Origin of the sequence: Evansella vedderi, assembly GCF_030813435.1 — a bacterium.
In the GTDB taxonomy this organism is placed as follows: domain Bacteria; phylum Bacillota; class Bacilli; order Bacillales; family Salisediminibacteriaceae; genus Evansella; species Evansella vedderi.
On sequence record NZ_JAUSUG010000020.1, the window covers coordinates 47,224 to 73,724 of the forward strand.

At 41.2% G+C, this 26,501-nt stretch carries 20 protein-coding genes; 14 read left to right on the plus strand and 6 right to left on the minus strand.

The genetic code is table 11. The features are described from left to right. Positions 1-9 precede the first annotated feature (9 nt). The 4 genes from J2S74_RS20880 (at position 10) to J2S74_RS20895 (ending at position 4,952) form a co-directional block, all read left to right on the plus strand. Positions 10-915, plus strand: a complete 906-nt coding sequence (locus J2S74_RS20880; RefSeq protein ID WP_307329583.1) for a DoxX-like family protein — start codon at positions 10-12, stop codon at positions 913-915. Then, a complete protein-coding gene (locus J2S74_RS20885) occupies positions 912-1,589 on the plus strand; it encodes a DUF4166 domain-containing protein (RefSeq protein ID WP_307329586.1) in 678 nt (225 codons plus the stop codon). Before J2S74_RS20880 ends, J2S74_RS20885 begins: the two co-directional genes overlap by 4 nt. 6 nt (positions 1,590-1,595) lie before the next feature. Continuing rightward, the gene (locus J2S74_RS20890) at positions 1,596-3,281 is read left to right on the plus strand and encodes a YndJ family protein (RefSeq protein ID WP_307329589.1); all 1,686 of its coding nucleotides are present in this window, start codon (positions 1,596-1,598) and stop codon (positions 3,279-3,281) included. A 459-nt stretch (positions 3,282-3,740) separates the two neighbouring features. Continuing rightward, positions 3,741-4,952: a YncE family protein gene (locus J2S74_RS20895; RefSeq protein WP_307329593.1), complete on the plus strand. Its 1,212-nt coding sequence runs from the start codon at positions 3,741-3,743 to the stop codon at positions 4,950-4,952. Positions 4,953-5,022: 70 nt separating this feature from the next. Here J2S74_RS20895 and J2S74_RS20900 read toward each other — a convergent pair whose 3' ends face one another. Beyond that, positions 5,023-5,856, minus strand: a complete 834-nt coding sequence (locus J2S74_RS20900) for a 1,4-dihydroxy-6-naphtoate synthase (RefSeq protein ID WP_307329595.1) — start codon at positions 5,854-5,856, stop codon at positions 5,023-5,025. Beyond that, complete coding sequence (locus tag J2S74_RS20905) at positions 5,853-6,509, minus strand: futalosine hydrolase (protein ID WP_307329597.1); 657 nt, start codon at positions 6,507-6,509, stop codon at positions 5,853-5,855. The genes J2S74_RS20900 and J2S74_RS20905 overlap by 4 nt, the downstream gene beginning before the upstream one ends. A gap of 249 nt (positions 6,510-6,758) precedes the next feature. Between J2S74_RS20905 and J2S74_RS20910 the strand changes: the two genes are divergently transcribed. After that, on the plus strand, positions 6,759-8,105 hold the full coding sequence (locus J2S74_RS20910) for an aspartate kinase (protein ID WP_307329600.1): 1,347 nt from the start codon (positions 6,759-6,761) through the stop codon (positions 8,103-8,105). Between the two features lie 162 nt (positions 8,106-8,267). Then, a complete protein-coding gene (locus J2S74_RS20915) occupies positions 8,268-9,212 on the plus strand; it encodes an aldo/keto reductase family protein (RefSeq protein WP_307329602.1) in 945 nt (314 codons plus the stop codon). A 457-nt stretch (positions 9,213-9,669) separates the two neighbouring features. Here J2S74_RS20915 and J2S74_RS20920 read toward each other — a convergent pair whose 3' ends face one another. The 3 genes from J2S74_RS20920 to J2S74_RS20930 form a co-directional block, all read right to left on the minus strand. Next, the gene (locus J2S74_RS20920; RefSeq protein WP_307329605.1) at positions 9,670-9,966 is read right to left on the minus strand and encodes a putative quinol monooxygenase; all 297 of its coding nucleotides are present in this window, start codon (positions 9,964-9,966) and stop codon (positions 9,670-9,672) included. An 87-nt stretch (positions 9,967-10,053) separates the two neighbouring features. Further along, positions 10,054-11,016, minus strand: coding sequence for a D-2-hydroxyacid dehydrogenase (locus J2S74_RS20925; protein WP_307329608.1), 963 nt, complete (start codon positions 11,014-11,016; stop codon positions 10,054-10,056). Positions 11,017-11,573: 557 nt separating this feature from the next. Next, on the minus strand, positions 11,574-13,004 hold the full coding sequence (locus J2S74_RS20930; protein WP_307329611.1) for a hypothetical protein: 1,431 nt from the start codon (positions 13,002-13,004) through the stop codon (positions 11,574-11,576). Positions 13,005-13,245: 241 nt separating this feature from the next. Here J2S74_RS20930 and J2S74_RS20935 point away from each other — a divergent pair, with 241 nt between their 5' ends. The 4 genes from J2S74_RS20935 (at position 13,246) to J2S74_RS20950 (ending at position 17,930) form a co-directional block, all read left to right on the plus strand. Next, the gene (locus J2S74_RS20935) at positions 13,246-14,961 is read left to right on the plus strand and encodes an ABC transporter ATP-binding protein (RefSeq protein WP_307329614.1); all 1,716 of its coding nucleotides are present in this window, start codon (positions 13,246-13,248) and stop codon (positions 14,959-14,961) included. Between the two features lie 104 nt (positions 14,962-15,065). Then, positions 15,066-15,680 carry a DNA-3-methyladenine glycosylase gene (locus J2S74_RS20940; protein WP_307329618.1) on the plus strand — a complete coding sequence of 205 codons (615 nt, stop codon included), beginning with the start codon at positions 15,066-15,068 and terminating at the stop codon, positions 15,678-15,680. 59 nt (positions 15,681-15,739) lie between these two features. Beyond that, positions 15,740-15,964, plus strand: coding sequence for a DUF3892 domain-containing protein (locus J2S74_RS20945; RefSeq protein ID WP_307329621.1), 225 nt, complete (start codon positions 15,740-15,742; stop codon positions 15,962-15,964). 703 nt (positions 15,965-16,667) lie between these two features. Beyond that, the gene (locus J2S74_RS20950) at positions 16,668-17,930 is read left to right on the plus strand and encodes a M20/M25/M40 family metallo-hydrolase (protein WP_307329623.1); all 1,263 of its coding nucleotides are present in this window, start codon (positions 16,668-16,670) and stop codon (positions 17,928-17,930) included. Positions 17,931-19,189: 1,259 nt separating this feature from the next. Here J2S74_RS20950 and J2S74_RS20955 read toward each other — a convergent pair. Next, positions 19,190-20,854 (minus strand): M20/M25/M40 family metallo-hydrolase, encoded by a 1,665-nt coding sequence (locus J2S74_RS20955; protein WP_307329626.1) that lies wholly within the window; start codon positions 20,852-20,854, stop codon positions 19,190-19,192. 608 nt (positions 20,855-21,462) lie between these two features. On the opposite strand from J2S74_RS20955, the gene J2S74_RS20960 reads away from it, so the two are divergent. The 4 genes from J2S74_RS20960 to fdhD are packed head-to-tail and all read left to right on the plus strand — an operon-like array spanning position 21,463 to position 26,369. Then, complete coding sequence (locus J2S74_RS20960) at positions 21,463-22,728, plus strand: L-lactate MFS transporter (protein ID WP_307329629.1); 1,266 nt, start codon at positions 21,463-21,465, stop codon at positions 22,726-22,728. Between the two features lie 35 nt (positions 22,729-22,763). Next, positions 22,764-23,144, plus strand: coding sequence for a Na-translocating system protein MpsC family protein (locus tag J2S74_RS20965; protein ID WP_307329754.1), 381 nt, complete (start codon positions 22,764-22,766; stop codon positions 23,142-23,144). A gap of 28 nt (positions 23,145-23,172) precedes the next feature. Continuing rightward, positions 23,173-25,530 carry an FdhF/YdeP family oxidoreductase gene (locus J2S74_RS20970; RefSeq protein WP_307329632.1) on the plus strand — a complete coding sequence of 786 codons (2,358 nt, stop codon included), beginning with the start codon at positions 23,173-23,175 and terminating at the stop codon, positions 25,528-25,530. A gap of 17 nt (positions 25,531-25,547) precedes the next feature. Next, a complete protein-coding gene (gene fdhD, locus J2S74_RS20975; RefSeq protein ID WP_307329635.1) occupies positions 25,548-26,369 on the plus strand; it encodes a formate dehydrogenase accessory sulfurtransferase FdhD in 822 nt (273 codons plus the stop codon). Positions 26,370-26,501: the final 132 nt, after the last annotated feature.

A 26,501-nucleotide genomic window follows, 5' to 3' on the forward strand; every position in this document is an offset into this window, starting at 1 on the left:
TGTGGTAGAGTGCTTAAAGGAAACCCTATTTACGTAGAAACAAAAATAAACGGACCGTTGGAAACGATTTGGAAATATACACAAGAACCGAAGCTTCATGAACGTTGGGATTTGCGATTTTCGAGCATTACCTATTTACCTAAGGAAGGAAGTATACAACCATTTCTATATAAAACTAACATAGGTTTTGGTATATCCATTGTTGGTGAAGGACGGAGCAGGGGGAAGAAAGAGTTAAGTGACGGCAGCCGAGTGTCTTCTTTAGAGTTCGGTACAGAGCAGAAGCTTTCGTTAATAAAAAAAGGAAGTGGCTTTTGGAAGTATGAACCTGAAGAGGGAGGAATTCGTTTTTATACTAAATACGATTATTCCACTAGGTTTGGGGCATTAGGAACCATTATAGATCGTTTGATCTTTCGTCCCATGATAGGCTGGGCAACAGCGTGGAGCTTCGATGCCATGAAGCTTTGGATTGAAAAACAAATTCCCCCAGAACAATCCTTCCGACGGCTTCTAACTCATATTTTTATTTGTTTTGCCCTCGCCTTTATTTGGATTTATCAGGGGCTAGTTCCGAAAATTCTTTTTCCGGAAACGGGGGAATTAGCTCTCATAGAACAAACAGGCTTCTTTCCTGGATTCGAAAGGGAAGTTGTTTTCAGTATTGGAATACTTGAAATAATAGTGGGTCTGCTATTTTTATTCCCAATACGTAAAGTGGGCTTGTTTTTAGTCTCTAGTATGGCTGTAGCATTATTAGGGCTGGGAGCCTTGTTCACCAATCCATACCTATTTCTTGAACCATTTAATCCAGCAACGCTAAATATCGGAATGATTTTACTTGGAATAGTTGGATGGCTTAATTTACGTGACCTTCCACAAGCGAGAAACTGTTGGAGGAGGCCGTCGAAATGAAATCCATTTATGAACGGGTATTAGGGGATAACTTTCATCAGCTTCATCCATTACTGCAACGTAAGTTTTCTTTACATAGTGAATCAGAGGAAATAGCAATAGGAGAAGGGACAATGACCTATATTCAAGGGGGGAAGTCGTGGATGAGGCCGTTATTTTCCCTTGGTGCGGCGCGACATCTTTTTTTTCCAGAGCGAGGGACGAATATTCCTTTTAAAATAGAAAATGCAGCCTATAAAGATCCCTTTGGCCGGGAAACGGTGGCTTGGATCCGACGGTTTTATTTTCCTAAAATAACAAGAGCCTTTGATGCCACTATGATCTACAGTGAACAAAAGCACGGAATCATTGACTTCTTAGGTAATAAACAACGCCTTATCTCTCCATTAAATTTCTATGTGACCGAAACAGGGGGACTGAATATTGTCTCGGAAATTCCCTATTTGTGGCTAGGGGGAATGCGCGTACATTCACCGAAATGGGCTGGGCCAACAGCACAAATCAAAGAAGAAGTAATAGAAGGAAGCGAGGTTTCTATACATGTAGAAGTGAGGCACCCGTTATTCGGTTTGCTTATTGAATATAGTGGGTCCTTTCACCTATCCTTTATATCCACAAGAAATCTAAAGGAACGGAAAGATTTTTTTCCAGGAAGATATGAAAAGCGGGAGTAGATAACAGTGGAAAAAATAATGAAAATTCAAGCTTGTTTAGGAGCCGCCACCTGGGCTGCTCTTTCTCTTTTGTATTCCATGGGAAACATTGAAATACTCCTATCCTTTGCCTTTCTAGTACTGGTTCCCCTTACTTTGCTTTTAACCAATACAGTTACAGTGGAAGGAAAACCTTTTAAATCACTGAAGCTCGTTAGTATTTGTCATTACCCCTTTGCCGTTTTAGGTACATTCAGTGTCATTTATGAACCTGGAATGTTAGCCGGGTTTCTAGCTGTAGGTTGGTTCTTGTACACTTTCATGCTGGCCGGATATGGAGTGGTTCGACTTTTGGCAAGGGGATGGAAACCTTTAGATGAGGCCCTCATTGATATTGCCTTTATTTATGTCGTTTTAGGAGGTGTGTGGCTTGTCCTCCACCGTTTTGACGTGGAAGGACTCCCCTTTCCGTCAGTAATCGTACTTCTTACGGCCATTCACTTTCATTACTCCGCCTTCCTTGTCCCCATTTTCACAGGCATGCTAGGGCGGTATCTTTATACGGAAAAAATAAAGTGGCCGGGCTTTCCTATTGTGGCAATTGGCGTTATTTCAGGTCCGATGGTTGTGGCTGCTGGAATTAATTTTGGCGGAGTCCTAGAGTATATGGCAGTTGTCTTATACGTGCTAGTCCTATATTGGTTAGGAATTGGAACGATAATAGTTATGCTTAAAGGGAAAGGAGCTAGCTTTGGAAGGTTAGCTGTGATCATATCATCATTGGCTTTATTAGGAACCATGAGCCTTTCTTATTTGTACAGCTATGGAAACACCTTTGGACCTGTAATATTGACTATCCCCGATATGGTTATTTTTCATGGAGTGGGCAATGCCTTTGGGTATGGATTATTGGGTGTATTAGGCTGGATTTTCCTTGCCCCCCCGTCTCGGGATAATTACTATAGTTTCCCTGTGAGTAAGTTAAGGGGGAAAAAGTACGTTGGTTCCTCCTATATGGATAAATATAAAGTAAGGGAGAATCCCCCTGCTGTAAGGGGCCTTGTGGATAGCTTTGCCATGTTTGAGAATGACAAGTTTCATCCACAAAAGGTAGATTTCCGTATCCGTAGATTTTATGAAGACACTCAGCCGTTTAGGTTGATCGCAAAAACAAGCTGGAGGCGAGGATTTCGGTTTTTATCACGTGTTTATCATGAATTAACAGGTAGGTTTGGTCAGCTTCATCTCGAACCACACAGAGATGTGGTTAGGAAACAAGAAATGGTAGGGGCAGTTTTTCCCATTTTAGACGTAGCCGATGGGCGAGAGGCACCAAGAGTATGGCTTCGGGAAGATAAGGAAACAGGAGAAACTATTTTTGTGGCCGTCTATTCCTATCATGTATACAATGGGAAAAGGTATATGAATATAGCTTTGCCACTACCATGGTCTGTCATGACAGGAATTCTCCGCCCTGATAACGATGAAGAAAATGGACTATTATTAACTAGTGAAAAAATTGCTGATGAAAAGGGTCATGAAGGAATATATCTCACCGTGGGACAAGGGATAACAGTAAGGCTTCCCATTTCTGAGACATTTCACATTCAAGTGGTGGATGGAAGTTCTGGAAGGCTTCGAGCAACCCACAAAATGAAAATCTGTGGGATCCCCTGTCTGGAATTAGAGTATGAAATTTTTGAACAAAGATAGGATCGTAAAGTGATTCTGAAAACATGAGCAACGAAAAAACAAGGCTGGGACAAAAGCGTTTTGTCAATGAGAATTCCGAACGAAGCATTTAAATCGCTTCGGAAATATACTTCGCTTTCCGCGGGTGGCTGGTGAGCCCCCTCGTGCTTACGCACGTGTGGTCTCACCTTTGCCTTTGCTCCCGCAGGAGTCTACGTATATTTCCTCCGCTATGATAATACACTGTTCGTATTTTCATCTAAACACTTTAGTTATGTCCCAGCCTCTTTCCTATTTAACTCCTAAAACTCTCCATCAACGAAGACTTTCCATTAACACAACTAACAAATTTTTCAAAAAAAATCGTATTACTATATTTACAATATTAACACTGTACTGGTATACTTTATAACCGTAATACATAAAACTTAGTAAACAGCTAAGGATTATCAGAATAATAGTAGAAAAGGGGTTGTACACATGTTGCGTAAATTATTTTTTAGCGTCACATTCGTTTTTTTCTTACTTACCCTAGTGGCTTGTGGAACGGATGAAACCTCTCAGGAAGAGGGACCTGCGGAAGAACCTGCAACAGAAGAGGAAACCGATTCCGATGCTGAGGGTACAGAGGAAGATGCAGAGGAGGATGGATCTGCAGTAGAAGAAACGCCAGAAGTAAGCTACGAAGTCTGGATTGCAGACCAAGGTTTAAATGAAATTCACATTATCGATGGTGCTACACATGAAATCGTTGAAACGATCGATTTTGCGGATGTTGGGGATAAACCTCATATGCTCGTCTTTGACGAAGAAGGGGAATATGCTTATGTCGCCAACATGGGGTCTGGGACCATGTCCGTCATTCGTGCTTCTGATAGACAAGTAGTTACAACTTTAGAAACGGATGAAGGGGCACACGCGGCCATCCCCAGTCCAGATGGAAAGCGGGTGCTTGTTGCCAACACTCCAGGTCAATCCATGACAGAGGTTTTAATAGATAAAGAGAATGAAGAGTTCACTGTTGGTAGACACATAGATTTAACGGAAGTAGAATTGCTGCAAGACGAAGAAGCTTTCCCTAATAATCGACCAATCTGCCTGCAATATACGGCTGACGGAAGCAAAGCATATGTTACCCTTGGTGGTGGCGGTTTATTTGTTTTTGATGTAGAGAACTTTGAAGTAATCAAAGCATTTGATAAAACTCAGGTAGGTACACATGGATGTGGAACGATTTTATCGCCAGACGGTAAGTACATGTTTGCTAACTCAGGTTCTACAGAACTAGCAGAATATTATGTGATTGACGTAGAGACAGATGAGATCATTTTTACTGGTGAAACTGGTGGAATTGATGCACATGGTGTGGCATTCACTCCAGATGACCAATTCCTATGGATGCTTAATCGTGTGACGGATGATGCTGCAATTATCGATCCAACAACATTTGAGGTTGTGGATCATATTGAATTCGTTGGAGATGCTCCAGACCTAATGGTATTTAGTCCAGATGGTAAGTACGCCTATATTTCTCTACGTGGACCGGAACCTGCTACAGGTACACACGACATGGCAGGGGATACTCCAGGTGTATCGATCATTGATGTAGAAACAAAAACAAAGGTAAAGCTAATTGAACTGGATTTAGCTGGTGATCCACACGGAGTTGATTTAAGAATCGTATCTGAATAATAATGTAAACAACCCCTGAAATCCTAGTTAGATTCAGGGGTCTTTTCTTTATAATTGTTTATATGCCTTTCTATTTTCCTTGTAGCTCTTTAAAATCAACTGGTGGCACGAGCCCTTCCTCTGCGGCTCTGTCCAATAATGCTTTAATGGCACCGTACCCATCTTTCCCTAGTTCGGCAGTAAACTCGTTTACATATAAATCAATATGGGCTTCAGCCACTTCAGGAGACATTTCCTGAGCGTGCGCCATGACGTAGTCTCGGGAAGCTTCTGGATGCTCCCACGCATATTCAACGGAAGCCCGAATCCATTTTGCTATTTCATCTACATTCAAGGAGCGCTTCGCGATAATCGCTCCTAATGGGATGGGGAGTCCTGTATCTTCTTCCCACCAATCTCCAAGGTCCCTTAATAGGTTCAACCCGTAAGATGGATAAGTGAAACGGGCTTCATGGATAACGAGCCCCCCGTCAATTTTTCCGTCCCGGACTGCCGGCATAATTTCATGGAATGGCATGACGACAATTTCACCAACTCCACCAGGCACCTGCTGGGCTGCCCATAATCGAAACAGTAAATAAGCAGTGGAGCGTTCACTTGGGACAGCGATACGCTTACCTGTTAAAGCAAAAGCATCCCCTGCTTCTTTTGTTAAAACCAGTGGACCGCAGCCTCTCCCTAGGGCACCACCGCAAGGGATGAGTACATAATCTGAATGAATATATGGTAAGGCTGCGTAGGATATTTTCATAATATCTGCTTTATCTGCTTCTACAGCTAGATTATTTGTAATATTAATATCTGCGTACTCTACATCAAACTTTGGCGTCCCAGGAATTAATCCATGGACTAACGCATGGAAAACAAATGTATCGTTTGGGCAGGGGGAAAATATGATTTTCATGTCAACACCTCCGGTAATACTGAACATGCCTTTCTTAATGATTGTAATGCTTCTTTAATGCGCCAAGCCTCCCTATCCCTAGGTCCAATGGGATTAGAAATGGCGCGTATTTCTAAAATGGGAATCTCCCGGTCCTTAGCAGCTGTGGCCACCCCAAACCCCTCCATTGCTTCTGCCGCAGCGTCCGGGAACCTAGCTTGCAATTGTAAAGCCGTTTCTAGCGTACCAGTAACGGTAGATAAAGTTAGAATAGATCCATTATTAACGGAAAGCTCCGTTCCTTCCATGGCCTTGGTAACCTTCTCCACTAATCTAGAATCGACAGCAATCTTAGAAGACCCAAAGCCTAGTTCCTCTACACTGGAGAAACCTTCTCCAGTTTCGGCACCGAGATCAGCGGCAATAATTTCTTTTGCAACTACTATGGATTCCAAAGGAGCTTTTCCTGCAAAGCCACCTCCAATGCCAGCGCTAATTACCAGGTCATAGTCTTCCGTAGCTAATTGAGATGCTGTTCTTGCAGCTGCTGAGGCCGGTCCTACCCCTGCTATGGCAACTTCAAAACTATTATTAGCTTCAAGACCTACCAATACAGCCTCCCTTTCCACTTCTACAGCAGTCATGATTAGGATACGTTTATATTTTTTTACCATCTAAACATCCCCTTATGTATTGAAATTAAGGATGACATCATATGAGTATCATTCCCCCATTTGTCTCCTTTAAAGGTATCCCTCTTGTCCCTTAATTGTAAAGGGAAAAGGACGATATTTCCAATGGGGAGATATTTCTGAATTATCGTGACTTTAATGAAAGATTCTAGTATACTTTATTTTAAAATTCCTTGTGAAAAATTAATTGATTTTATTTTTATACAGGTATGCGGAAAGGAAGTAGGGTTTATGAAGGTTGTAAAGTTTGGCGGTAGCTCACTAGCCAGTGCCCAGCAGTTTCAAAAGGTAGGAAAAATTATTACAGATGATTCAGACAGACGAATTGTTATCGTATCAGCACCGGGGAAACGTTATGATGATGATATTAAAATGACTGATTTACTCATCAGTCTTGCCAAAAGTGTCACGGAAGAGACCTATAATCCTAGATCGCTTCAATTAGTGATGGACCGGTATGAGGAGATTATCTCAGAACTGAATCTTGATAAATCTCTTGTGGAAACAATCCGTGATGGATTAATTGACTTGATTGAGGAGTACCAGCAGGATGAAGACCGGCTAATGGATGCCCTTAAGGCGAGTGGTGAGAATAATAATGCGAAGGTTATGGCCGCATATTTAAGCTCACTAGGGATGGAAGCTTCATATGTCTCCCCGAAAGAGGCAGGGATGGTCGTGACAAACGAGCCAGGGAATGCGAGAATTCTTCCAGAGGCTTATGAAAAAATTGCTTCCTTAAGAGACCGTGAAGGTATTTTAGTTATTCCAGGCTTTTTTGGCTATTCAAAACAGGGGCATATCGTAACCTTCCCAAGGGGTGGGTCGGATATTACTGGCTCCATTATAGCAGCAGGTGTAGAAGCGGATGAATACGAGAATTTCACAGATGTGGATTCCATTTATAGTGTGAATCCTAACCTAGTTAACAATCCTCGGGAAATTAAGGAGCTCACCTATCGTGAAATGCGAGAGCTGGCCTACTCAGGCTTTTCCGTCTTCCATGATGAAGCACTTCAGCCAGTGGTAAGTAAAGGAGTTCCTGTTTGTGTAAAAAACACGAACCACCCGGAAGCACCTGGAACTCGAATAGTGGGAAGCAGAACAGTAAACGGATATCCAGTTGTTGGAATTGCCAGTGATAAAGGTTTCTGCAGTATTAATATTACAAAATACTTGATGAACAGAGAAGTTGGCTTTGGCCGCCATTTATTAGAAATTTTGGAGGATGAACATATTTCTTATGAACACACTCCTTCAGGGATAGATAATATGTCTGTTATTGTACGGGAAAACCAATTGGAGAACGGGAATGAAGAGAAAATCCTCCAACGCATTCGTAATGAACTCCTAGTGGATGATGTTCAAGTGGAAAAGGACCTTGCCATGGTGATGGTTGTAGGCGAAGGAATGGCGAAAACGGTTGGAATCGCCTCAAAAGCAACAACGGCTTTAATGGAGGCTGGAATAAATATTAAGATGATCAACCAAGGCTCATCTGAGGTTAGTATGATGTTTGGTGTAGATGCGGACCAAGTAGATCAAGCCGTCACAAGCCTGTATCACGCATTCTTCTAATAGAGACTGTTCAAAAAGTTCGGTTTTTGAGCTTTTTGAACAGTCTCTCTATTTTTTAAAATAATTCACAATTTTTTCATTTTGAAGCGGTTTCAAGTAAAATAGATTTTGTAGTATTCTTCATTACTATCTAATCCGAGATTAAGAGGGAGGCCGTTTGGAATGAAATACAGAAGGTTAGGAAGAACAGGTTTGAAGGTTAGTGAAATCAGTTTAGGAAGCTGGTTAACGTACGGAAAGACTGTAGAAGACAACATCGCAGAAAGAACGATACATAAAGCGTACGAATTAGGAATTAATTTCTTCGACTCTGCCAACGTTTACGAGAGAGGCGAAGGGGAACGGGTAATGGCCCAAGCGTTAAAGGAATATCCACGGGAATCATATGTGATTACTACAAAAGCCTTTTGGCCGATGGGGGAAGGTCCAAACGATCGTGGGTTATCTAGAAAGCATGTGACAGAGCAGTTGCATGCAAGCTTAAAGAGAATGAATTTAGACTATGTGGACATTTTTTACTGTCATCGCTATGACCCAGAAACACCAGTGGAAGAAACTTTACGTACGATTGATGACCTTATTCGTCAAGGAAAAATTCTCTATGCCGGAGTTAGTGAATGGAGTGCTGCACAAATTGAAGAGGCTATGCGAGTAGCGGATAAATTTCTATTAGATCGAATTGTCGTAAATCAGCCAGTTTATAATATGCTAAATCGCTATATTGAAAAGGAAGTTATACCTGTCAGCGAAAAATATGGTGTTGGTCAGGTAGTATTCTCTCCATTAGCTCAAGGTGTGTTAACAGGTAAGTATAAAGGTGGCCAGGTTCCACAGGGTAGCCGAGCATCCAATGAATCTATTAATAATTTCATTACAGGAATGCTAAATGAAGATGTGTTTACGAAAGTAGGTCAACTAGAACAAATAGCCAGCGAATTAGAAATTACATTACCTGAACTAGCTTTAGCTTGGATTTTACGACAGCCAAATGTAGCCAGCGCATTGATAGGTGCCAGCAAACCGGAGCAAGTAGAACAAAATGTAAAAGCAATCGATGTTTCCCTATCAGCAGAAGTTCAAGCTAAAATAGAGGAAATTCTAGGATAACTTTCTTCTAGCCAAAAATGGAGTTGATAACCGAATGTAACAGGCATTCGGCTCAACTCCATTTTTTTATAAGAACAAAGTTAAGTACTTTGTCGAATCTGGCATCTGCGTTTATGAAGCAGGTAAGGGAAGAGGGAAGGAAGTTACCTGTCTCATAAAGCAAGTTATGGAACAGGTAAAGGGGGAGGGAAGGTTGATACCTGTTTCATAATACGTTCATGGAACGGGAAAGGGGGAGGGAAGGGTAATACCTGTTTCATAATGCATTTATGGAACGGGAAAGGGGAGAAGAAAGAGAGTTACCTGTTTCATAAGGAGTTTATGAAACAGGTAAAGGAATTGAAGCAAGCATACCTGTTCCATGAAGACAGTTAAAGACACCTAGCTATGTACTAATTAGGTGTCTAAAATGATAGTTAATTAATTTATTGTCCTACAACTATCTCAATTGCTATTATCACTGGGATGTAGGAGACGCCTCAAATGTAACCACTCTCGGAGGTTCTTGAAAGAAATCCTTTGCTATCTCCCCAAATTCCTTAAAGTGCGAGGTTGCATTGTGAAAGTGAATAGATTCCATATCCTTCCACTCTTCTACCATAACAAAGGTATTTGGCTCATTAGTATGCTCATAAAGCTCATAACTAATATTTCCTTCTTCCCCTTGTGATCCACGGATCAGTGCTTGTACATGAGTTAGAAATTGCTCCCGATATTCTGGTCTTATCTTTAAATGTGCGTGAATAATATTCAAGTTTCCTTCCTCCTATGTAAAAAATAATAAGGTTAACTTTTCAACAGAGCCTATTATATTTTTGTAAAATCATCTGCTAAAGATACATTAATAGCCTTTTTTATAATCCACTACATTAATGGATGGTGTCTTTCCTGCTAAATAATCTTTTAAATTTGGTATAAATATTTCTTCGAATAACCTTTTTGCATAATGTTCTGTGGATCCAGCGGTATGGGGGGTAATAATAACATTATCCAGTTCCCATAAAACACTGCTTTCTGGCAATGGCTCTTTCTCAAATACATCCAGTCCAGCTCCGCCGATTTGCTCATTCACTAAAGCATAGGTAAGGGCCTCTTCATTCACAATTTCTCCCCTGCCAATATTTATGAAAAAAGCAGCGTCTTTCATTAATTGAAATTGTTCTGAGTCAAATAAATGGAAGGTATCCTTTGTTAATGGCAATGTAACCACCACATAGTCACATCGTGGGAGAACCTCATTTAGTTGTTCAGTCGTATACATCTCATCCACATTTTCTTCCTCTTTAGAGGAATGACGAATGCCTATTACATGCATTCCGAAGGCCTTTGCTATTTTTGCAGTTTCTTTTCCAATGGCCCCAATCCCTAAAATTCCTATTGTCTTCCCATGGATTTCAAGGTTTAGATTAGCATGGTCCCATGTCTTTGTTTGCTGATTTCGGACATAGCTATGTATCTTCCTAGTTAATCCAAGAATTAATGCAAAGATTGTTTCAGAGATGGGAAAGGCGTGGACGCCATTGGCACTAGTTAAAATCACATTTCTATTTTCGATTTCTTCCAAAGGCATGCTATTAACACCGGCACTCCAGCTTTGCAGCCAACGGAGCTTTGAATTTTCATGTAAACATTCCTTTTCTATACCCTTCTTCCATCCGGCAATAATCTCAGCATCCTCTATGTGGTTTTCCCAGATGTCACGATCCCTGCCCACAATGATCTCCCAATCAGGAATGACTTCTTTCACCTTCTCCACTAAATCTTGTTGAATGTTATGTGTAATTACTAATTTTCTATTTTTCATTATTTAACTCTCCATTCAAAGGGGAATTTACTTTTTATTTTAACAGAATATGAAGAAGGGAAGTAGTGTCACAAAATATTCATTTAAAAATGGTAAATAGTGTCCAAAATTTTTATAGCACATGGCATATTAACGTAGAATTACTTCCTAGCTTCTGCTCCTACTATGGATAAATAGGAGGAATAAAAATGAAGTGTAGAACATGTAAAGGATCTGGTACGTTAAAGTGCAGGAAAGGTACCTGGCCGATTTAAGCAATTGTTTAAGTCTAGTTAAAGCTTATTTCTCAAAAAATATAGTCATAAAAGTATAAATGGTAGCAGGCCATACGGGTCCTGCTACCATTTTATTTTGTTTTATAAAATTCGTCTCCCGCGGTTAACCTTGCGGTATAGTTGTATAGATTTATTAGCCACACAAAATTTCGTGATCCAGATGTTAACGCGACACTTCTGTACTTTCTAATGGTACTAGCTTTCTCATGTAAAATAATTTACCTTTTTTAACGAGTTAGCGATTGGTTAACTAGGCAGTTCCTCTTTCTTCTATTGCTTTATTCATATTAATAATATAGCTATAATGGTTGCAATAAATAAACCTGCCATTACCGGAATAAAGTTTTGCCGGACTAAATCCATTGGTTTGACACCTGCTATTCCTGCATCCGCTGCAACCCCGAAGGCCCATGCTGCCAGTGTTCCACCACCTGCGAAAATAGTAGCTACTTGCCCTATAGAAGCAAGGACGGCAATATCTAAACCAGCTCCACCTCCAATGCCTGCTGCAAGTGCCCCAACTAATGGCAATCCGGAAAAACCGGAACCATCCATTCCAGCAAGAATTGCGATAATCACCATTCCAACAACGATTGTAATTGGGTTGCCATCAATGTGGTGAGCCATTGCTGTCCCTAGATCAAATAAAAATCCTGGTGCCCCTTCCCCAAGAACTTTTTCTGCGTGGTCTGGGTGACCTAACAAGAAAAATGCTGCAATTGGAATAATGGGAGCAAAGATCTTGATGGCAAAATAAAATCCTTCACGAATGTGCGTTACGATATTTTCAAAGGATTTCGTTCCTGTTGTGATAAAGGAGGAAATGAGCAATAAAGTAACGGCTGTTCCTCCAAGCAATGCAGTTGCGGAACCCCCTTGGATGGCGGCGTCTGGGTTAAAGAAGGCCCGGTAGAGCATTAGAAATACGACACTGAACAATACGAAGGGAACAAACATTGCAAGGAACTTCGTTTGTTTAGTTGGTTTCTTAATGCTATTAGTATCCCCGATTTCTAATGCTTCCTCTGACTGCATGTATTGCATTGTACCTGTTTTAATCCCTTTTCTTATTTTAAAATAAGCTAGGGTAATGGCCACCAATCCAACAGTTAATGAAAATAAAGCCGTATACGGTAAAATCTCACCGGAGCTCACTCCTGCTGCAGAGGAAGTAATCCCAGTAGCACCTTGAATGACTAAATCCCCAGACAGTGCCATTCCATGACCAAAAAGGTTAATGGCAATAGCTGCACCCATGGCAGGTAAGCCTGCTTTCATAGCTACGGGAATAAGGACGGTACCAACAAGGGCAACGGCTGGCGTCGGCCAGAAAAACGTTGCGGCAATATACATCGCTCCGCCTAATACGAAAAAGGCGGTTGTGGGATTAACCATTAATCGTTTTAATGGTGATACCATCAAAACATCTGCCCCCGTGGCCTGGAGGGATTTTAGCATGGCTACCATTAAGGCGATGACAAGCATAATATCAAAAAGAGTGATACCTGCATTTAAGAAAGCCTCAAATACCACCTGTGAGGAGGCGACAAAACTATCAATAAAAGGTTTATCCATATGATAAATGAACCCTAATACAAATGTACCGATAATGGACGGCAGAACCACATCCCGCCGGAAAATCATGAATGTAAAAATTGCTAATATAACAAGAAGGAATACCCAGTGTGAAAGTGTTAAAGTAACCTGTTCCATCGTAATCTCCTTTCGGATGAGTTTAGGTTAAATTGTTCACCATACTGTATGGTTTTGCCTGGGTATGTGTTCCTGATGAAAAAGCCTAATGGAGACGTTTCGATCTTAGTAATGAACGTATGGGGCTTAGTGGAGGCATGAAAAGTCTTGCAAATATCTACATATTTAATTTTCATTGATTAATATGCTTGTTCCCTCTATAATCCATATATACGTTTTCGAAAATAAGGGAGTGGCAGCTTTGATACGCCGTTTTTTGTCTTACTATATACCACATAAAAAATTATTTGCCGCCGACTTTACCAGTGCGGTCTTTGTAGCCATTTTAGAGCTTGCATTCCCATTAGCTGTGCAATGGTTTGTTGATGATCTACTGCAATATGGCGATTGGTCGACCATTCTATGGGTAGGGGCAGGATTGTTTTTTATTTATGGATTAAGCACATTTTTACAATATGTCGTTCACTATTGGGGCCATAAACTGGGAATTAACATTGAAACAGATATGCGGGAACAGCTTTTCGAGCATGTACAAAAGCAATCCTTCCGTTATTTTGACAATACAAAAACAGGCCACATTATGAGTCGATTCACAAATGACCTCTTTGACATTGGGGAGCTAGCCCACCATGGCCCTGAAGATATGTTTATCGCCATTATGACCTTCATTGGTGCCTTCTGGATTATGTTTACGATCAATGTGAAATTGGCCATTGTCATCCTTTGTATCGTTCCATTGTTAATTGGCCTTATCGTATTTTGTAACCTGCAGATGAATAAAGCTTGGAAGCAAATGTTTCGGGATATTGCAGATGTAAATGCTAGAGTGGAAGACTCTGTTTCTGGTGTCCGAGTGGTCCAATCCTTTACAAATGAAAGATTTGAGATTTCTAGATTTAATAAACAAAACAAGAAGTTTAGAAAAGCAAAGATCCTATCGTACAAGGTGATGGCCTTTAGTTTATCAAGCATTTATATGCTCACGAGATTCATAACCTTAGCTGTTCTTGTTTATGGAGCTTGGTTGAGCTTTAATGGACAACTATCTAATGGGGAGCTTGTTGCTTTCATTCTTTATGTGAATGTCTTGTTAAAACCTATTGATAAGATCAGTGCCTTAATGGAGCTTTACCCGAAAGGGATGGCAGGATTTAAACGATTTACGGATATGATTGACTCGGAACCTGAGGTACAAAATCGAAAGGATGCTGTTGAAGTATCCTATCTTCATGGAGACATAAAGCTTGATAATGTTAGCTTTCGATATGATAACAGTAAATCAGTTTTAAACAACATTAATTTGAAGATTGAGGCGGGACAAACAGTGGCCTTTGTGGGACCTTCGGGAGCTGGAAAAACAACGATATGCTCTTTAATCCCAAGGTTTTATGATGTTGACGAAGGTTCTATTTCCATCGATGGTTTTGATATTCGTCAAATGACGAAGGAATCCCTGCGTTCTCAAATTGGGATCGTTCAGCAGGACGTATTCTTATTTACAGGAACATTGAGAGAAAACATCGCCTATGGAAAACTTGATGCTACAGAGGGACAAATTAGGGACGCTGCTCGCCGGGCTCATTTAGAAGACTTTATTCATTCCTTACCTGACGGTTATGAAACACAAATTGGGGAAAGGGGCTTAAAGCTCTCTGGTGGACAAAAACAACGTATTGCCATTGCTAGAATGTTCTTGAAAAATCCGCCGATTCTTATCTTAGATGAAGCTACCTCTGCTTTAGATACAGAAACAGAATTAATTATTCAACAGGCACTGTCCGAATTGGCGCAGAATCGAACAACACTAGTGATCGCCCATAGACTTGCAACTATACGGAATGCAGATAAAATTGTAGTAGTAACAGAGGATGGTATAGCTGAAGAGGGAACCCATGAAGAGCTCCTTAACAAAGGTGGTATCTTTGCGAATCTTCATCAAGTGCAGTTTCAAAAGTAACAAGAAATAACCACCTTTTTCTGGGTGGTTATTTCTCTGTGTAGAATTTGATGTTTCTTCAAATAGTAACAGGAAGAAGAGGATAAGGTGGTAATTAGGAGCCAATGAATAGCAGACCATTAAACCAACAGTTTTTTGATCAACCAACACTTGAATTAGCAAAAAATTTGTTAGGGAAGCTTCTAGTGAAAGAAACGGAGGAAGGTATTACATCTGGATGGATAGTAGAAACGGAGGCGTATATTGGACCAGGGGATCGAGCGGCTCACAGCTACGGAAACCGAAGGACAAAACGGACGGAAGTAATGTTCGGCCCCCCTGGATTTGTTTATACATATGTTATGCACACCCACTGTCTTGTAAATGTGGTTAGCGGGGAAGAAGGAAACCCTGAAGCAGTACTCATACGAGCGGTGGAACCTTGCGATGGAATGGACCTTATGTATCAACGAAGAGGCCAGGATAAACGAGAAAAGGACCTCACGAACGGCCCAGGTAAATTGACCAAGGCAATGGGGATAGTAAAAGAGGACTATGGTCGTCCTTTTTTTGAACCTCCCCTATATATTGCAGAAGGGAAGCCACCCGGAAGTATGGAAGAAGGACCTCGAATCGGAATCGACAACAGTGGAGAAGCAAAGAATTACCCATGGCGTTTCTGGATAAAAGGAAATCCCTTTGTCTCTAGGGCACCTTCTTCGAGAAAAAAAAGTGACTGAATTCAAATAGTATTTTTTCACAAAAATGGAACATGCTAGTTAATGAAGGAGGCGATAACATGGCACAAAAAGTTACTGCCGTTAGGAAGAACAACGAAGGAGACATCGTAGAGCTTCAATTATCGTCAGGAGAAGTGGTGGACTATAAACAGGCACAGCAAATGGCCAAAAATGGTGAAATTGAACATGTCAATGTATTCCGTGGAAGAGATGGAGAAGAGCATCTACGAAGTGACGCAGATGGAATTAAGGAAAACAACTTAGATAATTTACCAACATTTTAAACAGATTTAACGCTAAAGAAAGGCCGATCCCAGATGAGGATGATCGGCCTCTTTTTAGTTGTTTAGGAAATTATATTTTTTATGAATGTGGATAACAGTAGCTGAATAATCGTCTAGCTTCATGTGCCATCGACTCGAGAAAATTTCTGCCCGAATAAAAAGCAAGAAGCGCTTTTTATCGGTCAGAGCATTTTCCGTTCGAATAGGCAACGCGCGCGTTGCCGCTTTGATAGGCAGGCGCATTACGCTTTTGTACTGTGAACAGAGTAATGTATGTTAAGATTAAAATAGTTGAGTCTGTTCAAAAAAGTCGGTTTTTGAGCTTTCTGTTTGAAAATTATGTATTGATACATTATTTATTTCAAACGAAGTTGATTGAAGCGCAAGGCATGGGCTGTCTCTTCCTCTACTAGCAAAGCTCCGAAGCGAAGCTAGCAAATGTTTTAGCGACGAGTAATCGCAGGAGCAGAGGAAGAGACACAGTTTTTTCCCGAGGAGGCTGAAGCGTTGCCCGCCGAGCCAGGATGGCGACATTACGCCGTTGCCCACAGGACGTGGACTGCCCTTAGGCGTAAATGGAATGCCTGAAGCGTAAATCAACAAAATAGTTTTCATTTTTCGTTGGGTCTATAAAGACATGGGTACCTTGAACACGCTCTTGGAGATGGTTTAGAAATTAAATTGATAGTTGGAGGTCAGGATAATGGTTGAAGAAAATAAAGTAACGATATCACAAAGAATAGAAGATAATTATCAATTACTTATAGAACATTCATACATAAAAGAAGCATTACAATTCATAAAGTTGGAAAACGAGAATACGTTAAAGGATCAAATGGAGTTAACCGAAATCCCTGCACCAACCTTTGACGAAAAAGTCCGCGGTGTGGAGTATAGAAAACGTTTGGAACAATTAGGCCTGAAGGACATCCAGACAGATGAAGTTGGTAATGTATTTGGTATTCGTCCTGGTACGGGAGATGGACCAACGTTGGTGGTATCGGCACATTTAGATACGGTTTTTCCTGAAGGAACGGATGTAAAAGTAAAAAGGAAGGACGGAAAGGTGTATGCTCCTGGGATAGCTGACGATGGGAGGGGATTAACGGTTGTCTTGACTATTCTTAGAGCTTTGGAACAACTTAATATCAAAACCAAAGGGGATATTTTATTTGGTGCAACCGTAGGGGAAGAAGGACTGGGTGATTTAAATGGCGTAAAAGCGTTGTTTAAAAATCGGGGGGAGGAGATTGACGGTTTTATCTCTATTGAACCGGGATCTCCAGCAAGGACAACCTACTTAGCTACTGGAAGTAAAAGGTATAGCATTACTTTTACAGGTCCAGGTGGACACAGCTTCGGTGCATTTGGCCTCCCAAGTGCCATCCATGCATTAGGCCGTGCAGTGGCCAAGATTTCCGAGCTTGAAACACCAAGTGATCCGAAGACAACCTTTACGGTAGGAACAATTGAAGGGGGAACATCTGTTAATACCATTGCTGCAAAAGCCAATATGGTTATGGACTTACGTTCCACTTCCCAGGAGGAATTGTTGAAGCTGGAAGATAGGGTATTGAAGATGATTCAACAAGCTGCAGAGGAAGAGAATAAACGCTGGGATTCAGAGGGGATCGCCGTTGAGATTCAGCAAGTAGGAGACCGTCCAGCCGGCTCTCAACCTGCAGATTCCATTATCGTCCAAACTGCCTTGGCTTCAACGAAAGCAGTAGGGTTTGAACCGAGCTTAGGTTCACCAAGCAGTACGGACTCCAATGTCCCAATAAGTTTAGGGATACCTGCTGTTACCCTAGGTGGGGGCGGAGAGTTTGGGGGAGCCCATACCTTAGAGGAATACTTCGATCCAACGGATGCTTACTACGGACCGCAACAGGTTCTCTTAACTGTATTAGGTCTTGTGGGAGTAGAAGGGGTTTCTGAGCCATTGTTAGAAAAAAGAAGTAAGTGAATGGTAACAGGGAGCGGGTTCAACGTGACCTAAAATGCGTTGCCCGCGGAACCAGGACCACCTGACATTACGCCTGTAACTAGTTCGAGAGACAAGGTTAGTACCATTTTCATATTCCATCGTACAAAATTACTATTGCACGGAGGTCTCCCCTGAAATATACGAAGTCCATGTTGCCGTTGGCACTCTCGAAGGAGTGAAAGGCGGCGACTCCAGCAGGAAAAGCAATAGTTGAAGACCCCGCAGGGTGCACTTCCCGAGGAGGCTGAGGCATTGCCCGCGGAAAGCGTCCGCCTGTAACGGATTCGAGTGACATGATTAATACCCATTTTCATAATCCATGGTGCAAGTATTTACTTGCATGGAGGTCAACCATGAAAATACGAATCTGGTTGTTATTCGCTACGGTCCACTCCCTTTCCGCGGACGACCTGTCAAGCCCCCACGGGCTTTGCCCTGTGTGGTCTTGGCTTGCTCGTTCTTCCGCAGGAGTGTCGTGGACCTTCGCTCATTCCAATGCAGATTAAAATTTTCATTCTCCATGGTGCAAAATTTCGTTTGCATGGAGGTCAACCATGAAAATACGAATCTGGTTGTTATTCGCTACGGTCCACTCCCTTTCCGCGGACGACCTGTCAAGCCCCCACGGGCTTTGCCCTGTGTGGTCTTGGCTTGCTCGTTCTTCCGCAGGAGTGTCGTGAACCTTCGCTCATTCCAATGCAGACTAAAATTTTCATTTTCCATAGTGAAAATTTCACTTGCATGGAGTCTACCTTGAAATTACGAAATCCATGTTGCCGTTGGCACTCTCGAAGAAGTGGAAGGCGGCGACTCCAGCGGGAAAAGCAATAGGCGAAGACACCGCAGGGTGCACTTCCCGAGGAGGCTGAGGCATTGCCCGCGGAAAGCGTCCGCCTGAAGCGAATTCGAGAGACAATGTACAATTTTCATTCTCCATGGTGCAAAATTTCATTTACATGGAGGACTACCATGAAATATACGAAATCCATGTTGCCGTTGGCACTCTCGAAGGAGTGAAAGGCGGTGACTCCAGCGACGAGCACAGCTTCTTGAATTCGCTACGAGTTGTCTCGACGGATATGCTACGAAGCAATACTTGTAGAGGAAGAGACAGGACTTACAGCTGAAGACCCCACAGGAGCACGCTAGTGCGACGAGGAGGCCGAAGCATTGCCCGCGGAAAGCGTCCGCCTGAAACGGATTCGTATAATTCCCTTGGGTTTAACAATTTAGAAACCTTATACCTTCTCCCCATTCAACAGCTCGCGAATCACTAGGTTTGTTAAATTAGGAACCACTTCTAAGGAATAATCCAGCTCCATTCGCTCAAACTGCTTATGGGCATCAAACCCATAGGGTCCAATATTAATGACAGGTACATTAATATCCTGAATATCCTGATACTCTACGTAATGCTTCGTGCCCCATCCAGGGTTGTTATCACTAACAGCATTAATTCCCTCTTCATCATCACTTAAAGCTACGAAACTCATATCAGAAATGTAAGGGAAATAGTTTTTCGTTACAATTGGATGCTTATACTTCGGCTGTACCGCGGCAACGGCATTATCCAGAGCTCCGATCAAGCGCGTCTCCAACTCATTTTTTCCCGTAACATCAATTCTTGGAGAATATAAAGAAGAGTAAAACAAAATGATTGCTGGGCTACGGTCCGTCATCCATTTCCACGCCTCTTCCACGACCTTCGCCGCAAACATCCTTGTATCCACCTCTGGACTAGTGAGTAACAAATCTTCCTTGAATGCCTTCATATGCTTCAAATAGGCATCCCCATGCTCCGCAACTAACGTCTTTTCCAGTTCCTCGTAAGTCATAACACGAGCCTTCCATGGTGCTTCCACATATTCTTGGCCAGTGGTACTACTAAACTGAGCAAGCCTTTCATTAAAGAGTGTCAAAGCATTATGAAAGGCAATCTCCGCCTGCTCCTTCAGTTTCACCAACACATCCTTTGGCGACCAAGAATGGATAAAAAAGTTGTAATAAACGTAAGCAGACAGGGCTGTTTGCACCGTGTACGTTGGCTTTAAATCTGTTTGCTTAAGAGAAACAGGAGGTACCGTTGTTTCCCCATGGGCCTCGTTACACAACTCCGGGTTATAGCTGATCTGTCTCGTAAGCTCGGCAGCAATAAAGTTAGGATCAATCCCCTCAAAACAAGAACCCACGTGAGTTTCTGCCCCTGTGATAAAAAACGATGGCAGCAGCTTCCCAACGGTTCCTTTATAAATATAACGACTCACATCTCCTTCAAATCTTGGTGAAACGAAATCTGCATTGATTGCGGCAATATACTCAAACCCGTGTTCTTCTCTCAAAGCTTTTAATTCCTTAAGTGCTGATAAAATACCGTGGGAGCTGTCCTCCTCATCACATTCGATGACAACACATAAGTTCCCGGACAATTCTTCCGGATGGTCCGAATAATAGTTTAGTAGATATAAATGACTGGCCACACCACTCTTCATATCTAGGACGCCTCTTCCAAATAGATAATCTCCAGAACGTAAATGCTCATCTATCAATGGAGGAAGCTCTTCTCCTTTTAAGGAATCCATAAGTTGATCTGGGTCACATGCCTTGTCCTTTAAGTGATTAAAATCATCGATACCAACCGTATCCATATGCCCCATTAAAACAACCGTTTTATTACTAGGAGCCTTTGTTCCCTTCACAAAGGCAATCACATTATATCTCTCTAAGCTATCATCGTTCGTTTGCTGCTTAATAACAAATCCAGGATTCTCTTTAAAGTAAGGAAAGGAGGAAATAAGTGTGTAAATAGCTTGGCTGATCTCCTTTTCTCCTTCTGTATTTACAATACTTTCGACGTTCACTAACTGCTTTGTGAAAAACAAAACGTCTTCTCGACAAGATAACATATATAAATTACCCCTTTATTAATTTCATTCTAATTAGCTATTATATTATACCCTAACCCTCAATCTACCTAGAAATATTAGGAACTACTATTTTTTCATCAAACTATTAACAACATAGATATAGTAATAACCCTTGACCACACGGGAAAAATAAATTACTATGTTAATAGAAAAAGTGAACATTTTGTGAACGTTATTGTAGCTAGTTTGGTCCTGAGACAGCGTCCCTGTTATCAACTAAACAGCAATGAATTGGAAACGCTTTTACTAGATGTTACATTGTTCTTAGCCTAAAAATGAAGAATCTGTGATTAGGCGTTAAACAATCTTATTCGTTTATGAAACTAGGATAGTGGTCAGAAGATAGCGCACCTGTTGATCAACCACCGTCACATTCGAAAGAAGCCATATGGGCTTTCTTCAGAAATGTGACGGTTTTTTATTTGAGAAATCTTCAAAAGGGTGCACTTCCCCTTTTGGCAATTTCTCAAATAAAACGATGCGCGTAGGCGGCGTAACCTTTTAAAGCCGATTATGAGTGTTTTTTTCGTAATTGGCGCACGTCGATGAAGCCATCGTTACTGAGTTAATAACAAGGAGATGAAATCATGAATCAAAAAGTAAAAAATCGTTGGTTAATCGCTTTATCGGCAGTAGGAATTCATATCTCCATTGGAGCGGTTTATGCATGGAGTGTATTCACAAATCCATTAAGGGAGCAGTTTGGCTGGACATCGAGCCAAGTGCAGTTGACATTTAGTATTGCCATTTTATTTCTTGGACTCTCAGCTGCCTTTTTAGGTCACTTCGTAGAGAAATACGGACCAAGAAGAGCAGGTCTATTGGCATCGTTTTGTTTTGGGGTTGGTGTTTTTTCCTCTGGATTTGCAGTCAACCTAGGCTCACTTCCACTTTTATACCTTTCCTTTGGGGTATTAGCAGGTATTGGTTTAGGAGTTGGTTACATAGCTCCAGTATCAACGCTAGTGAAGTGGTTTCCTGATCGTAGAGGGTTAGCAACAGGATTAGCCATTATGGGGTTTGGTTTCGCGGCAGCTATCGCAAGCCCCATCATGAACTCCCTGATAAGCTCCGTTGGTATTGCCAACACATTCTTTATTCTTGGAGCCGTTTATTTTGTTGTCATGACATTATCTTCTTTATATTTAGAGCGTCCACCAGAAGGTTGGATGCCTGAAGGCTTTAAGGATAAAGTGAACTCTGGAAAAGTTAAAGTGAAGAAAGATCTTTCACAATTAATGGCAAACGAAGCTATTAAAACCCGTCGATTTTATTATTTATGGATAATGCTGTTTATCAATGTTACTTGTGGTATTGCCATTTTATCTGCAACAAGTCCATTAGCGCAGGAAACGGTTGGTTTAACGGCAGCACAAGCAGCAGCACTTGTGGGTATTCTCGGTGTTTTTAACGGCATAGGGCGCCTTGGATGGGCATCTATTTCTGACTATATCGGCCGTCCAAATACGTATACAACGTTTTTCGTTATCCAAATTGTTTTATTTGCACTATTACCATTTACTACAGCAGCACTACCATTCCAAATCATGTTAATGATTATTTACACATGCTATGGAGGAGGATTCGCTTCTATCCCAGCTTATATTGGTGACATGTTCGGCACCAAACAACTTGGCGCGATTCATGGATACATTCTAACAGCTTGGGCTGCAGCAGGATTAGTTGGACCATTGTTTGCTGCATGGATGTACGACACCACAGGAAGCTATGCTAATAGCCTAATTTTCTTTGCTGGATTATTCGCAGTTGCCTTAATCATCTCCCTTGTGATTCGTATTGATATTCGAAAACTGGAGAAAGCTAACGAAGAGAACGAACAAGCAGCGGCTTAACGTTTAAAGAATTGATAGAGGAAGGCATGGATTCCATGAATAAATATGAAGCGGAATTTAGTAATCTAGTGAGAAGCTTTCGTAAACGGCATATGGGAAAGGGACCGAGTCAAATTCGAACTACCTTTTGCCGCAACTGGGCAATATGCGAAATGGAAGGCAACCTTTCCCCTGTGGAAAAATTCATTGCCACAGCGGAAGATGGCAAGCAGATGCTTCGAGCAGCGCGAACGGAAATGGTAAAGGATATTTATAGAAATAATTATCCTACCGAAATGGAAGAGCTTTTAGGAGCAAAATATTTAGATTTGTTCGTTGATATAGATATTGAAAAGGACTTTGGCATGTCCATTTTTGTTTTTGATGAAAATCTTGAAAAGAAGTTTGGGTCCGGAAGAGCAGAGGAGAAAAGATAATAATCTTTAAATAGAAAAGGTGATTAGCATGGGGAAAACAAAACATCAAGGACCAATGAAAAAATCAAAATTACCAGCACCGGAACACTGGGTAAGTCCCATTCCCTTTGGGTTAGGGAAATTGAAACCGAAACATATCCGAGATTCCTTTAAAACCATTTGGGAAAATAAAGATAATTTAAATTATGCAAAAAATATTATAACGAAAGGTGTTTGCGATGGTTGTGCATTAGGGGTTTCTGGATTATATGACCAAACGTTGACGGGACCTCACGTATGTACAACAAGATTCAATGTCCTTCGTTTAAATACAATGCCGGCGATTAAAGAAGATATTCTTCATTCCGATATTAATGAACTAAGAAAATATTCAAGCACAGAGTTACGTAAATTAGGGCGTATCCCATACCCAATGATTCGTAGAAAAGGTGAAAGGAAGTTTTCTCGGATTACTTGGGACGATGCAATGGATATGATTGCAAATAAAATGAAGAAGTTGGACCCGAAGCAATACGCTTTTTATTTAACTTCAAGGGGAATTACAAATGAGTCTTATTATGTAGCAGGGAAAGTAACTCGCTTCCTTGGAACAAATAATATTGATAATGCTTCCCGCATTTGCCACTCTCCAAGTAAAACAGCATTAAAGCGTTCCATTGGAGTAGGAGCCTCAACTGTTAACTATCAAGATTGGATTGGTACGGATGTACTTTTATTTTGGGGAAGTGTTGCCTCCAATGCGTCTCCTGTATCCACAAAATACATGCTCGAGGCAAAGAAAAAAGGTACAAAAATTATTGTAGTTAATCCATACAGAGAGCCGTCTATGGATAAGTACTGGGTACCTTCTGTTCCGGAGTCTGCTCTTTTTGGAACGAAAATTGCAGATGACTTCTACCAAGTAAACATTGGTGGCGATATTGCCTTTATGCACGGAATTATGAAGCATTGGTTTGAGATGGAAGCAAGTGAGCACGGCTCAGCTATTAATCATGCATTTGTTAAGGAACACGTGAATAACTACGAGGAATTAAAGGACCATGTAAATAATCAAAGCTGGGAGGAGATCGTGCAGTCTTCCGGTGTAACAAAAGAAAGAATTATAGAGTTGTCTCAACTACTTGCTAACAGTAAAAATGCTATTTTTGCTTGGGCGTTAGGATTAACAATGCATTCCTTCGCCACAGATAATATCTCTCAGGTGGCAAACCTTGCTCTGTTACGTGGATTCTTAGGACGTAAACATAGCGGTGTCATGCCATTCCGCGGTCACTCCTCTGTTCAAGGCAGCGGTGAAATGGGAGCTGATCCTTTCGTATTACCTGGGGGCGATTTCAAAGGCGATAACATCGAGCGTATGGAAAAACTCTGGGGGTTTGAATTACCAAAATGGCAAGGGGATATTGTGGGAGTTACCCTTGAAAATATTGTTCTTCCTGAAGATCATGAGCGAAAAATCAAGCTCTACTATTTATCAGGTGGTAATTTCCTAGAAACCATGCCAGATCCAAATTTTGTAGAGAAAGCTTTATCTAAACTAGATATTCGTGTTCACCAAGATATCATTTTAAACACATCTACACTAGTGGATGCGAAGGAAGCGGTTATTGTCTTACCAGCAAAAACACGCTATGAACAAGAAGGAGGAGGAACTTCCACCTCTACGGAGCGAATGGTCTACTTCTCTCCAGAAATTGAAGGAAACAAAAATAAAATCGAAGAAGCACGTGCTGAATGGAAGATTTATATAGATCTTGCGAAGCGGGTAAAACCAGAAACGGCTCATCTAGTAGATTTTGAGGATGCACACGCCATTAGAGAAGAAATTGCCAAGGCGAATCCAAGTTATGATGGAGTTCAGCACTTGAAAAAGCAAGGAGATGTATTCCAATGGGGCGGTGCTTGGTTATGTGAGGACGGAGTTTGTCCAACACCAGATGGAAAAGGAAATTTAATTTCTGTTGAGATTCCAGATTTAAATAAAGAACCTGGTGATTTCTATATCACTACACGGCGTGGAAAGCAATTTAATTCCATGGTTTACAGCGAAAAGGATCCTTTTAATGGGGCCGAACGATATGATGTTCTCATCAATGAAGAGGATGCGAAGGAATTAAACATCCAAGAAGGAGAAGGAATCGTAGTTCATAATAGTTTCGGTGTATTCCAGGGTCGAGCTAAATTCGATGCCATCACTAGAGGGAATGTGGGTGTTCATTTCCCAGAGGGTAACTTCTTATTACCTAAGGGACGCTACGAAAAATTTGCTGGTATTCCAGATTTCAGCATTGCCGTAAAAATTGAAAAGGCAGATAAATATAATGCACGAAAAGATACGAAGTATGTAGAGCGCCGAATTGAGGATTTAGAAACGGAAGTAAGCTAAAAAGGAGTTGATCTTTTATGGTCAATGAAGTAAGGAGAACACAGCCTATCACTAAATATGAATATGGCAAGTTATTCGAGGTGGAGGACACGATAGCTACGGAATATCCTTTAACGGTTTTCGTTAATGGGGAAGAATTTGCAACGATGGTGTGCACCCCAACACACTTGAAGGAACTTGTCATTGGTTTCTTAGCTTCCGATGGAATAATTCGCTTCCCTGATGATATAGACTCCTTATCAATCGATGATGAAAAGGGATTTGCTTATGTTCAATTAAAAAATAAGCAAATATCCAGTCAATCGTTTGTCACGAAAAGGTTTATCGGTTCATGCTGTGGAAAAAGCAGACAATTTTATTTTCAGCATGACGCAAAAACGGCTAAAACAATACGAAGCAGAAATACCTTAACTGTTCAGCAGTCTATTCATTTAATGAAGACCATGCAAGAGGACTCTTCCGACTTTCAACTAACAGGAGGTCTCCACAATACAGCGTTGTGTACAAAAGATAAAGTAATCGTCTCCCGTTCCGATATTGGAAGGCACAATGCACTGGATAAAATCTATGGATATTGTATGGAAAATAATATTTCCCTAGGAGATAAGGTATTAGTTTTTAGTGGAAGGATTTCTTCAGAAGTGCTGTTGAAAGTTTCCAAGATTGGCGTGGGTATCATCCTATCTAAATCAGCTCCGACCACATTGGCCATTGAACTTGCCGAGGATTTAGGAATAACGGCTGTGGGATTTGTAAGGGGAAATCGCTTAAATGTTTACAGCCACCCAGAACGAATAATCAATGACTTAACTAGTAGGAAAAACTCATACACCGTATAACAGAGATATTGTTATGTTAAATTGAAGGGGATCCAGCTAACGAATGAGTGGGTCCCTTGTTTTTCTTATTCGTAAAAATACAGCTTTAAAATGTCTAACAAGTGGACTTTGTTAGGCATTTTGTTTTTATGT

Bases quoted from the DNA above. Each gene is read 5' to 3' on its own strand.
- J2S74_RS20930 (WP_307329611.1), bottom strand. From the start codon at position 13,004: ATGGAACAGGTTACTTTAACACTTTCACACTGGGTATTCCTTCTTGTT.
- J2S74_RS20945 (WP_307329621.1), top strand. From the start codon at position 15,740: ATGGCACAAAAAGTTACTGCCGTTAGGAAGAACAACGAAGGAGACATC.
- J2S74_RS20895 (WP_307329593.1), top strand. From the start codon at position 3,741: ATGTTGCGTAAATTATTTTTTAGCGTCACATTCGTTTTTTTCTTACTT.
- J2S74_RS20940 (WP_307329618.1), top strand. From the start codon at position 15,066: ATGAATAGCAGACCATTAAACCAACAGTTTTTTGATCAACCAACACTT.
- J2S74_RS20915 (WP_307329602.1), top strand. From the start codon at position 8,268: ATGAAATACAGAAGGTTAGGAAGAACAGGTTTGAAGGTTAGTGAAATC.
- J2S74_RS20925 (WP_307329608.1), bottom strand. From the start codon at position 11,016: ATGAAAAATAGAAAATTAGTAATTACACATAACATTCAACAAGATTTA.
- fdhD (WP_307329635.1), top strand. From the start codon at position 25,548: ATGGTCAATGAAGTAAGGAGAACACAGCCTATCACTAAATATGAATAT.
- J2S74_RS20950 (WP_307329623.1), top strand. From the start codon at position 16,668: ATGGTTGAAGAAAATAAAGTAACGATATCACAAAGAATAGAAGATAAT.
- J2S74_RS20955 (WP_307329626.1), bottom strand. From the start codon at position 20,854: ATGTTATCTTGTCGAGAAGACGTTTTGTTTTTCACAAAGCAGTTAGTG.
- J2S74_RS20960 (WP_307329629.1), top strand. From the start codon at position 21,463: ATGAATCAAAAAGTAAAAAATCGTTGGTTAATCGCTTTATCGGCAGTA.
- J2S74_RS20965 (WP_307329754.1), top strand. From the start codon at position 22,764: ATGAATAAATATGAAGCGGAATTTAGTAATCTAGTGAGAAGCTTTCGT.
- J2S74_RS20910 (WP_307329600.1), top strand. From the start codon at position 6,759: ATGAAGGTTGTAAAGTTTGGCGGTAGCTCACTAGCCAGTGCCCAGCAG.
- J2S74_RS20900 (WP_307329595.1), bottom strand. From the start codon at position 5,856: ATGAAAATCATATTTTCCCCCTGCCCAAACGATACATTTGTTTTCCAT.
- J2S74_RS20970 (WP_307329632.1), top strand. From the start codon at position 23,173: ATGGGGAAAACAAAACATCAAGGACCAATGAAAAAATCAAAATTACCA.
- J2S74_RS20885 (WP_307329586.1), top strand. From the start codon at position 912: ATGAAATCCATTTATGAACGGGTATTAGGGGATAACTTTCATCAGCTT.
- J2S74_RS20905 (WP_307329597.1), bottom strand. From the start codon at position 6,509: ATGGTAAAAAAATATAAACGTATCCTAATCATGACTGCTGTAGAAGTG.